At 55.3% G+C, this 12,373-nt stretch carries 8 protein-coding genes; 3 read left to right on the top strand and 5 right to left on the bottom strand.

What is annotated here, in order from left to right; genetic code table 11:
* Window positions 1-146 precede the first annotated feature (146 nt).
* Window positions 147-833: a response regulator transcription factor gene (locus CFT68_RS07015; RefSeq protein ID WP_088842674.1), complete on the top strand. Its 687-nt coding sequence runs from the start codon at window positions 147-149 to the stop codon at window positions 831-833.
* Between the two features lie 24 nt (window positions 834-857).
* Entirely contained in the window at window positions 858-2,132 is a 1,275-nt protein-coding gene (locus tag CFT68_RS07010; RefSeq protein ID WP_088842673.1) for a sensor histidine kinase, read from the top strand.
* A 419-nt stretch (window positions 2,133-2,551) separates the two neighbouring features.
* On the opposite strand, the gene CFT68_RS07000 is transcribed toward CFT68_RS07010, so the two are convergent.
* The 3 genes from CFT68_RS07000 to CFT68_RS06990 all read right to left on the bottom strand — a co-directional run bounded on the left by CFT68_RS07000 (window position 2,552) and on the right by CFT68_RS06990 (window position 6,891).
* Complete coding sequence (locus tag CFT68_RS07000) at window positions 2,552-4,414, bottom strand: M1 family metallopeptidase (protein ID WP_088842671.1); 1,863 nt, start codon at window positions 4,412-4,414, stop codon at window positions 2,552-2,554.
* A 223-nt stretch (window positions 4,415-4,637) separates the two neighbouring features.
* Window positions 4,638-5,750: a Smr/MutS family protein gene (locus CFT68_RS06995; protein ID WP_088842670.1), complete on the bottom strand. Its 1,113-nt coding sequence runs from the start codon at window positions 5,748-5,750 to the stop codon at window positions 4,638-4,640.
* Window positions 5,751-5,910: 160 nt separating this feature from the next.
* Window positions 5,911-6,891 carry a DUF2279 domain-containing protein gene (locus CFT68_RS06990; protein WP_141106475.1) on the bottom strand — a complete coding sequence of 327 codons (981 nt, stop codon included), beginning with the start codon at window positions 6,889-6,891 and terminating at the stop codon, window positions 5,911-5,913.
* A gap of 197 nt (window positions 6,892-7,088) precedes the next feature.
* On the opposite strand from CFT68_RS06990, the gene CFT68_RS06985 reads away from it, so the two are divergent.
* Window positions 7,089-10,037, top strand: a complete 2,949-nt coding sequence (locus CFT68_RS06985; RefSeq protein WP_088842669.1) for a DUF4961 domain-containing protein — start codon at window positions 7,089-7,091, stop codon at window positions 10,035-10,037.
* Window positions 10,038-10,136: 99 nt separating this feature from the next.
* Here the strand turns inward: CFT68_RS06985 and CFT68_RS06980 are convergent, their stop codons facing one another.
* Window positions 10,137-10,994 carry an N-acetylglucosamine kinase gene (locus tag CFT68_RS06980; protein WP_088842668.1) on the bottom strand — a complete coding sequence of 286 codons (858 nt, stop codon included), beginning with the start codon at window positions 10,992-10,994 and terminating at the stop codon, window positions 10,137-10,139.
* Window positions 10,995-11,264: 270 nt separating this feature from the next.
* Entirely contained in the window at window positions 11,265-12,311 is a 1,047-nt protein-coding gene (locus tag CFT68_RS06975; RefSeq protein WP_088842667.1) for a SusE domain-containing protein, read from the bottom strand.
* Between the last annotated feature and the right edge of the window lie 62 nt (window positions 12,312-12,373).

Raw genomic sequence — 12,373 nt, 5'->3', positions numbered from 1 at the left:
TATTGTGTCAGCCAAGTAGCACAACGATTTAGAAGACATTTAGAAGAATGGGCCTCTACCAGAAAAATTTGGGTGATTGGTCACTTTCCCGATTGAATGCCGCTATCTTTCTGCTTCTCCCACCCTTCTATTGCCCCCATTCCCACATGAAGTTGCTTCTCGTGGAAGACGAGCCGGAGCTGCTTGCCAGCCTGGTCAGCTACCTACAAGCCCAGCACTACGTGTGCGAGGTGGCTACTACCTATGCCCAGGCGCAGGAAAAAATGCTGCTCTACAATTATGAGTGCATTGTGCTCGACCTCACCCTGCCCGGGGGCGATGGCTTAGAGCTACTGCGCGAGCTGCAGCGCCACCAAAAAGCGGCCGGCGTTATTATCACCAGCGCCCGTGCCGCCGTAGATGACCGCATAACTGGCCTAGAGCTGGGCGCCGACGATTATCTGCCCAAACCGTTCTATCTGCCGGAGCTCAGCGCCCGCATTTCGGCGCTGGTCCGCCGCCGCCACTACCAGGGTACCAATCTTCTGCAAGCCGGCAAGCTTACTGTAGATGTTCCTGCCCGCCGTGCCACCGTGGAAAGCCAGCCCGTAACGCTCACGCGCACCGAGTTTGATTTGCTGCTGCTTCTATTGGCCAACCAGGGACGTGTCATCACGAAAGGCGCCATTGCCGAACACCTTTCCGGCGACGCGGCAGAGCAGTTTGATACCTTCGAGAGCGTGTATGCCCACGTCAAGAACCTCAAGCGCAAGCTCGCGGATGCCGGCGCCCCCAACTACATCCGCATGGTATATGGCCTAGGCTATCGGTTCGACCCAAGTTCCGACACGTAGCCGTTTTCCTCTCCGCCGTTTGCCATGAAGCTGCTGGCCCGCACCACTGTTTTCTTCCTGATTTATGCCAGCGTTGTAGCTGTGGGCGGCACGTTTGTGTACTACGGCTTCATCAGCAAAATCTACTACGCCTACGTCGACCGCACCTTGAGTCGGCGGAAGATGCGAGTGGAAAAAGCCCTGCGTCTGCATCTGCGCACCCCCGCCGACCTTACTTTCTGGCATCAGCTTGATCATAACGTGGAGTTTAAGCCCCTGTCGGTGCCGGGGCCGCCCGTTGCCTTCAGCCAGCGCATGATGTATAATGAGCTGACCAACCAGATTGTGCCCTACCGGCAACTGGCGGCGCCGGTGCAATTTCAGGGGCGGCCCTACCGGCTGGAGCTGCGCACTACCATGCTCGATAGCCAGGAACTGCTGGCGCGTATTGTCTTGGCAGGGGCCTTGTTGTTTGGGGCGCTACTGGTAGGCCTGTTGCTACTGCAGCATTTTCTGGCTCGCCGGATGTGGGCGCCATTCTACAGCACGCTGAGTGAGCTGCAGAAGTACAAGCTTGATCAGCACCAGTCCGTGCATCTTTCCGACACGCGCATCCCGGAGTTCAAGGAGCTAAACTCGGCGTTGAAGCGGGTGCTTAACCGTAATCAGCGGATCTATCACCGCCAACGGGAATTTACCGAAAACGCCGCCCACGAGCTGCAAACACCGCTGGCCATCCTCCGCACCAAGCTCGACTTATTGGTGCAGGCCCCTGGTCTAACGGAACAACAAGCCGGCCACATTGAAGCGCTATTGGAGGTGACGCAGCGCCTGACCCACCTAAGCCGCAGCCTGCTGCTATTGGCCCACCTCGATCAGCAGCTGTTCTTCCCCACCGAAACTGTGGACTTGGCTGCCGCCATCCGTACTCAGCTAGGCCAGTTGCGGGAGCAGCTCAGCGCCAGCAACCTCACGTTGACTACTGATGTGGTAGCGTCCTTGCCGCTGGCAGCAAACCGGTCCCTGCTAGAGATTCTGGTGAGCAATCTGCTTAGCAATGCTATTCGCCATAATGTGCCCGGTGGGGAGTTAGTCGTAACGCTCACTACCGAGGAATTTTCTGTGCAGAACACTGGTCGCTCTCACGCCTTGCCCGCTGACCAGTTGTTCGTCCGCTTTCGGCCTGGCCCCGAGCGGCCGCCTGGAAGCGTAGGCCTAGGCCTAGCCATTGCCCGCCAGATCTGCGAAACCTACGGCTTCCTACTCAGCTACCACTTCCAAGCCCCCGACCGACACATCATGCGCGTGCGGCTGCAATAAGCCTGGTTGTGTTGCGACATGATAGGAAATAACTTTAATCATATAAAAAGGCCAGCCTGTTACAGGCTGGCCTTTTTATATGCACTAGCTTCTATTTGAATTTCAGACTTCTGCTCTTGCATATACTAGGTAAGGCAAGTGCTTGTCTTTATCGAAAATAGGTATTGATTGAATAAAAGCTACCTCGCTATCGTGTATTTCCCCAAAGTCACCACATACCTCTGCTGCGGCTGCAAAGCATAAATCTTTCTCGTTCTCATTAGGCTCACCATCTAGCTGTACTCTCATGAGAAAAGCATTGGAGTCTGATAAGTCGACTGAAATAGCTATGAATGAGGATCGAATATTAAATAGAAGAGCGCGTTGAGTTGAACGCAGAACATAGGGTATAAGTGGATTCTGACTCATTTCTAAATTTCCTACTTACTCTCCCACACATTATCCTTGGGGTAGCTATCAGGCACTAGCGTAGCACCGAGTTTCACTTGTTTCAAGGCTTTGGTTGTAGCTAGGGGCACCATGACGGTGCGGGCTCCCTGCTCCCAGACGGTAATGGTGCGGTGTAGCTTCTCGGTGGAGTTGTCGGCGTAGGTGATGGTGAGGTCAACGGGCACGGGCTTGGTACCTTTTGATTCTACTATAACGTCGTAGCCGGCGCCGGTTTTTGTGACCTGCTGAATTGCGAGGTCAGGGTAGCCTGAGTCGAAGAACCAGCGCTGCCAGAACCAGTTGAGGTTGCGGCCGGCCCCGGCGTTCATCGAGTTGAAGAAGTCGTAGGGCATGGGGTGCTTGCCGTTCCAGTTACGGATATAGGTGTGCAGCGCTTTCGTGAACAACTCATCACCGAGCATATCCTTCACGTAGAGGTAGCCTAGGCCAGGTTTGGGGTAGGAGTTGAGGAAGAAAGCAGTACCGGTTTGTTGGGTGCTGAGCGTTACAATCGGCACATCATCCTCGGTAGCGGCGCCACGGGCATAGGGCGCAATGCCGTAGTCGTCGTCCAGCTTTGGGTCGATGATGCCGGAGATAATCCACTCGCCAATGGTGGCCCAGCCTTCATCCATCCAGCCGTACTTGGTTTCGTTGATGCCCATGTAGAATGGGTACATCGTGTGGAAAATCTCGTGGTCGGTGAGCGTAATGGCGTCCTGGCGGGTTTCCGTCGGGTTGTCGTTCACCATCATGGGGTACTCCATCTGGTCCAGGCCATCGAAAATGGTTTCGTGGGAGTAGGGGAAGGGCCACTTCGGGAAGGTGTACGACATGGCCTCCACCGTCTTGCGCGCAAACTGAATTACCTCGGCGTAATCCTTGTGCTTGGTGTTGTACACGGCATCGACGCGGGTACGACGTTTGGTGGCTGGGTCTACTACCAAGCTGCTGGCTTGCCACACGTAATGGTCGGTGGTAGCAAACACGAAGTCGGTTACATTCTTCGCCTCGAAGTGCCAGGTGTTCTGCGCGTTCGTGGCCGTAATGTCGCGGCGCTTCAGGTCTTCCTCTGTGATGATGCTCGTGATACCGTCCTTCTTTTCCGCATCTTGGAGGCGCTTGGCGTACTTCTTCGTGAGCACCTTGTCGGCATTCGTCAGGTCGCCGGTAGCCCACACCACGAAGTCTTTGGGCACGGTGATATCGGCTGAGAAGTTGGCGAAGTCGTTGTAGAACTCCTGGGAGCCGAGGTAGGGGTTGCGGTTCCAGCCATCAATGTCATCGTACACCGCAATGCGCGGGAAGAAGTAGGCTACGAAATCCGCATTGGGCTCCACTTCGCCAGTGCGCGTGTGCGAGCCTTTGTTCAGGATATAGGAATACGTGACGGAAACCTGAGCCGTCTGCTTGGGGCCGATAGCACGCTGCACAGACACCGGCAGGTTGGTAGCGTCGCCTCTCAGTTTGGCTACATCAATGGTTTGGCCGTTGATGGTTAGCTTTTCGATCTGCATCCCTTCGCCTACATCTTCCGGCTCGATGGAAGAAGCCCGGGCCGCCCCTTTTTGGTATAGGTTGGGGTAGAGCTTAAACCAGATCTGCCGTAGCGAGTCAGGGCTTTGGTTGTGATAAGCTATATCCGCAGTGCCCGCCACGCGCCGCGTGCCAGGGTCGAAGGAAACGTTAAGCTTGTAGTCGGCGTAGTTCTGCCAGTAGTTGGGGCCCGGTAGGCCACTCTCGGCGCGGGTGCCTTTGGCGTACGTAGCCTGCAGATTGCGCGGAACCGGCAGTTGCTGGCCTAGAGCGGTTAGGGAAAGTAGAGAAGCGGCGAGTAGCGCGTGGATTTTCATGCGGCGGAAAAGGTTTCAGCCGCAAAGTAACCAGATGCCGCCGCACGGTTGCGTAGCTACATGTCGAGATAACCTGTAGCAAGTGTGGCCTAACGCAAAAACACGTCATCCTGAGCAGGGCGAAGGATCTTGTCACATTAGCACGGGGCGCTAGGGCTCTCGTTTATAAGTGATAAGATCCTTCGCTCTGCTCAGGATGACGTACTTGGGTATTAGGCTTCTCCTATTTCAGCCGCACCAGCGTAGCACCGTAGCCAAACTTCTCCTTCTTCGAATCCTCGAAGAACTTGATGTCGCGGTTGCGGCTCAGGAGCTTGTGCAGCTCTTTGCGCAGGGTGCCGTTGCCGGAGCCGTGGATAAACACGATTTCGTGCATGTTGGTGGCCAGGGCGCGGCTCAGCGTGTCCTCGAAAGCTTCGAGCTGGAGCTTCAGAATGGCGGTATTACTGAGGCCTTCGGCGCCTTCCGGCATGAGAGCTTCCAGGTGTAGGTCTACCTCATGCGGAGGCGCCACAATGGCTTTGGCTGGCTCAGGTGCGGGCGCTACGGCGGCAGGTTTGGCGGGGGCGTTGCCGGTGAGCTGGGCTTTCAGTGTTTCGGCTAATTTCTCAGGCGCAATAGCAACCGGGGCAGCAGGCTTTTCATCGAGTTGGAAGAGGTAGGCCTCTCGCTGCAGCACCGGCACGTTGGGCTGGCGGCTGGTGTAGAAGCTGGCGGCCTTGAACTGAATCCGTTTAGTAATCAGCTCAAACGCCGTAGTGCCGTTCGTCTGGAAGGGCAGTAGCTGCACAACCGGCGCCGCCCACTGGTCAAAATCCTTGAGGTGCCAGTGGCCTAGCGGCTTGCTCACCGACTTGGCCGCGAGCTTGTCGGAACCCAGCCCACGGTACTGGCCTACACGCTCTTCCCCAAAGGTGTAGAGCACGTCGCGGTCGGTGTGGTTGACGAGCTGCAACGCCAGCAGCTCCGGCGACTGGTGCGTGAGAGCCAGGTACACGCCTTTCTGTACGGGCGGCGGTACATCCTTGGCAGCGGGCAGCCCGGCGGGGCCTTCCGATTTCTTGGGCGCGGCCGCAGCGGCGGCTGGGGTAGCGCCGGCCGCACGGGCTGCCTGGGCGGCTCCGATAGACGCGGCTTTTTTCTCAGAAGCAATGGCTGCCGCACTCTGCCCGAAGGCCTTGGTTTCTTCGGCGGCTACTACCACCACCTCGCGGCGCAACACCGGAATGGTGAAGTCGTTATCAATGGCTACCTCTACTAGGTCGTTGTCGAGCAGGCGCGTAACGATGCCTTCTTCGCGGCCTGTCAGCAGGCGCACTCTATCTCCTATGTTCATGTATTGCAGATTAACGCTGAATGTTCTCTCTAGGCCAGTTGCTGGCTAGAAACCGGGATTCTCTTAACAAACAAAAGTCGCGAAGAGTAACCAAAGGTCAGGCCTTTGGCTTGAATTGATTGCTATACGCACTCAGATAAGCCTAGGCCACTTCGGCGGCTCAATAATATAGCCCGTGTGCCACTAGGCCGCGCCGGGCATTCCACTCCAGCGCGGGCGCGGGCAGATGGAAAATGCTGGCCACATAAAATACGCGCTTCAGGAGCTTACTGCGCGTCGGGATTTTGCGCAGGTCTACGTCGAGGCTGAGGTAATACTGGCGGTAAGGGCGTAGGCCCAGGGCTGCGTTGGCGTCTTGGTCATTATATACCATTTGCTGAGCGCCATAGCCTACGGCCGGCTGAAGCCAGCGCGGCCAGTGGCTGGAGGCGGGCAGCCAGGCACCCACATCGGCGCATAGCCAGTAGGTCTGGCCGTTGTAGTCTTTCAGGTATTGCTCGCCGAGGCTCTTGCCCAGCACGTTGGGCCGTAGCGGCGCGTAGCGCGTGGTATGAAAAGAGTATTTGGGCATGATGCGCACCTCATTCCAGGCCAGCTGCTGCCCGATGAGGCCTACGGAGCCCAGGAAGTTGGCGGCCAGATCGGTAGCGGAAGCACCGTACTGCGGGTCGCGGCCATCGAGCAGCTCAATGGGGCTTTGCAGCAGAAATCCCACGAAACCGCCGTACCAGATGGCTTTTCGGTCGGGCACGCCGGCCCAGCGCAGCATATCTACCGCGCCCCGGCTTTCGTGGAAGGCCCCCCAGAAATGGCCAGCCTTGTCCATTTGCTTCCACTCGGGCAAATCATTGAACCAGTGGAACTTCGACTGCTCGCCGGTGTACCAGCCCTGGCCAAGCAAGTACATGGTGCCCGAGTAGGAGAGTACCAGCCCCCCCGCCAACACCGGCAGGCGCCGGTTGAGCAGGCTAGAGGTAGGAGCGGTAGCAGTTACGGTATCGGCCACGACTCCTGATGCCACTGCCGCCGCCCGAGTTGGGACTTGCGCGGTTGCGCTTCCCGCCAGGCCCACCAGAAGTGCCAGCAGCCATTGCCGGCTCACACGTTTGGTAGACGGGAAAAATGCAGGAAAAAACGACATGAGCAGTGGCAGCAGGCTTGGGGTAAAGTAACTGCGTCAAAGCTACGATAAAAGGCCTAGTAGGCTTGGTTAGAGAGGCCTAGTCGCTGTATCTTTAATGCCCTCTTGCACTATGTGACTCCTCACTCATCTACTTGGAAGTTAATAGAGCATCACTTATTCCCTCGTATTCAAAATTCCCAACCCAACTCTTTTTCATGAAAACACTTCGACTATTACTAGGTCTGGTGGCTTTCCTGGCCGGAATGCCCCTTCTGCAGGCCCAGGTAGTAACCACTCAGCCCGCCATCTTTAAAGACACTGATGAGGTTACACTAACGTATGATGCCAATCAGGGCAACAAGGCATTAGTGGGGTATACCGGCAATGTGTACATCTGGACGGGTGTTATCACTAACCAGAGCACTTCCGACAGCGACTGGAAGCACGTGAAAGGCACCAGCTTTTCATCTCCCTCGGCTGCCGAGAAAATGACGTCGCTGGGCAACAATAAGTACAGCATCACTTTCGTCCCACGCACGTACTACCCCGGCCTCACGAGTGCGGAAGTTATCCGTAAGCTGGCCATGGTGTTCCGGGGTGATGGCGGCAAACCGGAAGGAAAAGGCGACGGTAACTCCGATATCCTGGTATCGGTAGCCCAAAACACGTTCGATCTGCGCTTCACCAATCCGGCTGGCATAGGCCCGTTCCTGTTTGCCCTGAATACCCCCACGCCCGTAAGTGGCTCCTCGGCTGTAGCCTCCGACTTAGCCCTATTTCTGAACGGAACGAAAGTAGCGGAGCAAGCCAACGCCACCAGCATTACGGCCAACGTAACTCTGACGCAGGCTGGCAATAACACGCTGCGCCTCACGGCCACCAAAGGCACTGCTACGGAAGCTACGGAAGTAGTAGTGCAGTCCCGCTCGGCGATAACGCTGGCTGCCTTGCCTGCCGGCGCCAAGAAAGATGGCGTTACATATCTCAACGGAGGTACGTCGGCCATCATCAGCCTGACGGCCCCCAACAAGCAGTTCGTGCACGTTATCGGGGAATTCAACAACTGGACGGCCAATGAAGCTTCCTATATGAAGCGCACGCCAAACGCAGCTGGTGATGCAGCCGACAACACAGTAGATGGGCGTTGGTGGGTGCAGATTGACGGCCTAACGGCTGGTCAGGAATATGCTTATCAGTTTCTGGTGGATGGTGGCCTACGCGTGGCGGATCCGTATTCGGAAAAGGTTCTCGACCCCAACAACGACCAGTACATTCCGGCCGTTACGTACCCAAATCTGAAGGCTTACCCCACCGGCAAAACCAATGGTATTGTTTCGGTGCTGCAAAGCAACGCCTCCGACTATGCCTGGCAGGTAACCAACTTTGCCCGTCCGAAGCGCACGGATATGATTATCTACGAGTTGCTGGTGCGCGACTTCGTAGCTCGCCACGATTACAAGACCGTAACGGACTCGCTCGACTACATCAAGCGCCTGGGCGTGAACGTGCTGGAGCTGATGCCCGTGAATGAGTTTGAAGGCAATGAAAGCTGGGGCTACAACCCCTCGTTCTTCTTCGCTCCCGATAAATACTACGGCACCAAGAACGACCTGAAAAAGCTGGTAGATGAAGCCCACAAGCGCGGTATTGCGGTAGTATTGGATATGGTGCTCAACCACTCTTTCGGCCAGAGCCCCATGGTGCAGATGTACTTCGAAAATGGCAATCCGTCTTCGACAAGCCCTTGGTTCAATACCACTGCCAAGCACCCCTACAACGTAGGCTACGACTTCAACCACGAAAGTGCTTTCACCAAGTATTTCACCAAGCAGGTAATCAAGCATTGGCTGACGGAGTACCACATTGATGGCTACCGCTATGACTTGGCCGGAGGATTCAGCCAGGTGCAGAAAACGGAAGCTACCTATGATGCCGTGTATGACCAGTCGCGGGTAGAAATCTGGAAGGATTATTACGACTACCAGATCAGCGTAGACGCGACGTCTTACCCGATTCTGGAGTCCTTTGCCGCCAACGCGGAAGGCAAGACACTGGCTGACTATGGCCTGATGCTATGGGGCAAGGCGACTGACAACTACAACGAAGCGACAATGGGCTACCATGAAAATGGCAAGTCCAACTTCAGCTATGGTTATTATGGCAACACGGCACAAGGCGGCCGTGGCTGGAACGCGCCTAACTTGGTAACCTACATGGAAAGCCATGATGAGCAGCGCCTGATGTACAAGAACCTGCGTTTCGGCAACAGCTCCGGTACTTATTCAGTGAAAGAGCTGAACACGGCCTTGGCCCGTCAGGAGGCAGCTGGTGCCTTCTTCTTCACGGTGCCCGGCCCCCGCATGATCTGGCAGTTTGGCGAAGTAGGCTACGATAAATCCATCTTCATGTGCACGGATGGATCCATACCTAATGACGACGGCACGCCGGAGCAGTATGGCAAAGACCAAAGCTGCAAACTCAGCAACAAGCCAGCGCTGTGGGATTACTACAAGGATGCCAACCGTCGCCACCTGTACGATGTATACCGCAGCCTGATTGCCCTGAAGGTGCAGGAGCCAGCGTTTGAGAATCCCGCCAGCTTTACGCAAGACCTCAACGGGGCCGTAAAAACCATGCACCTCTCGGAGCGTGATGCTAGCTCTTCGGACCCTGGCCTACAGGTAACTATCGTCGGAAACTTTGATGTGAAGACAGCTACTGTGGTACCGAACTTCCAGTCAGCCGGTACGTGGTACAACTACCTCAACGGCGAAACACTTACGGTAACCGATAAGGCGGCGCCACTCACGTTGGCTCCCGGCCAGTACACGGTGTACACCTCACGCAAGATTGCGGTGCCCGCTGGTACCGTTCTGGCTACCAAGCGCCAAAAGGATGCGGCTGCTCTGCAACTGGTGGCCCTGCCGAACCCTGCCAGCTCTACCGCTACACTGCGCTACGAGCTAGGCCAGTCGGCGCCGGTAAGCGTAACCGTCACGAACCTGTTGGGTGCCACGGTGCATACCGTTACCACTTCTACTCGCCAGCCGGCCGGCACCCGGGAGCTGCAACTCCCTGTGCAAAACCTGGCCAACGGCGTGTATCTGGTGCGCCTGAACGCAGGCGCTCAGCAGCAAACCGTTCGGTTGGTAGTGCACCACTAGGCCTGTCTGGCAAAAGCCGGCCACGCCGGCTACTAGCCTATGCCACTAAAAAAGCCCGCTCTCCTAAGAGAGCGGGCTTTTTCGTTGGAGGTGCTATCGTTATTTCGATTTAGCTAGCTCTTCCTCGTGGAAGGCCACCAGATCATCGATAGGGGAGCGGATGATTTTGCCGACTTCCATGCCGTGGTCTTTGGCCACCTGCGACAAGGCATCGCGGAAGTTGTAGCCTACCGAGCCGATGCAGTTGAACGTGTAATCCTGGTAGTTAGGGTAGTGCCGCACAATGTTCGCGAAGAACGTCTCGAACCCCTGCAGCACAATCTCGCGGCAGTAGCTGATGTTGTTGTGGTCGTAAGTGAACTTGGCGAAGCTAGCCAGGAAGCGGTTTGGGAGAGGCTGGTTGTAGAGCTTGTCCAGAATGTCTTCGCGGGTGAGGTTGAACTCTTCCTTGAAAATTTCCTGTAGGCCATCAGGCAGCAATCCGCGCAGATAATCGCGCAGCAGGCGCTTGCCGATGAAAGAGCCACTGCCCTCATCACCGAGGAAGTAGCCCAGCGAATCCACGTTATACGTGATTTTATTGCCGTCGTATAGGCAGGAGTTGGTGCCGGTACCAAGGATAGCTGCAAAACCTGGCTTGCGTCCCAGCAAGGCCCGCGCCGAGGCCAGCAGGTCGTGGTCTACAACGACTTCGGCCTGCGGAAAAATCTGGCGCATGGCTTTGGCAATTACCTCGGCTTTCTTCGGCGACGATACGCCAGCCCCGTAGTAATACACTTCCGTCACTTTCTGCCGCGGAAGGGTATCAGGCAGGTTCTTCTCCAGGGACTGGGCAATGCCTTCCGTGGTAATGAAGTCAGGGTTGTACCCCTCAGTGTTGAAATACACACGGTTACCAGCTTCATCGAGCTGACACCAGCTGCTCTTGGTCGAGCCACCGTCGGCAATAAGGATCATATTAAGTCGGAAAGGTAGAAGAAATGGGAAGTCGATATTGAGGCTAGGCCACGTAACATGGCCTACAAGCAAAGTTCGTAGTTAACCTCAACGAAACACAGAAAATTTCGGCAGAAAATCAGGTAATAGATTCTTAAAAGTAGCTGCTCACTTTTTTGAGCGTTGTAGAAGACTAGTAAGCACATTCAGCAAACGAGTGTTCAGAAGGGTACCATACAAAAAGGGCCGTCATATGACGGCCCTTTTTGTATGGTAAGCAATCGAGAAAGATTATTTCTCGATGGAGTAGCTGTAGTTACCAGCGCCTTTGCTCAAGTCGAGTGTGACGGTATATGTACCAGCAGCACCTACTTTGATATTCTTTCCACCATAATCAGGAGCGCCATCAGGCTCGTTGTCGCCCATATCGATGTCCCAAGCATTATTGGCACGGAACTTCAGTTCATCGGCCTTTAGTGGCAGCGTTACGGTCCATACCTGCTTCACGGAGTTGAAAACCATCGGGGTTTCTACATCCCAGCCGCCTGGAGTTGCAGCTCCAATTACGGCCCAAGAAGTTTTGGTAAGCGTATACTTCAGCGTGTTCAGATCGACGTTCAGGCGGTAGTAACCAGGGTTAGCAGCCTTAATGTTCTGGCTGTTGCTAGAAACTAGCGACCCGGGAGCACCATTTGGATCCATTCCGTAATCACCCTTATCCCATGAAGGAGCATTGGTGATTTTGAACTCTGTATCTGCTGTAGGAAAGTTTACATATCCTTCATACACCTTGTTGTTGTTCACCGAGGCAATGAAAGGAGCCTTATCTGGTGCCCAGCCCTGGTAGCTACCAGGTACATACAAAGAAGGATACTGAATGAATACTAAATAAGGCGTACCGGTCAGTGTCGAAACGGAAGATATAACGGGTGCAGCAACCCCACCTGGGCTGGCTTTCACTCGTACATCAACGTTTCCGGTTGAGCCCGGTGCTACTTTCAAACGAATTAATACGCTGTTTAGCTCAGATACGGTGAGGGTACGCGAAGTAGCATTCCCAGCTTCAAACTCGATAGGCGTAGTGAAAGGACCACCCTTCTTATCGAACTGAAGCGTGTATTTCACTGCCGCCTGAAAACCGAAATCAACGGGGCTCCAGGTATAGGTAACGGCGTTGGTAGATGCTTTGTCCTGGGTAAGAACAGCGGTGTTGGTAGAGGCAGTTACAGCAAGTGCGCTGCCTGGCTGCATCACTGCACGATCTTCGTCTTTTTCGCACGAAGCAAGAAACAGAGTGGCAACTAAGCCCAGCCCTGCTAGTTTGGTAAAATGATTCATGAGTCGCTGATGAAAGTGGGAATTGATGGAAGAATTTCCCGATCAAACCGGGAACCAGCTCG

This window comes from Hymenobacter gelipurpurascens, from assembly GCF_900187375.1.
Taxonomy (GTDB): Bacteria; Bacteroidota; Bacteroidia; order Cytophagales; family Hymenobacteraceae; genus Hymenobacter; species Hymenobacter gelipurpurascens.
This window is presented reverse-complemented; position numbering and strand designations above follow the sequence as displayed.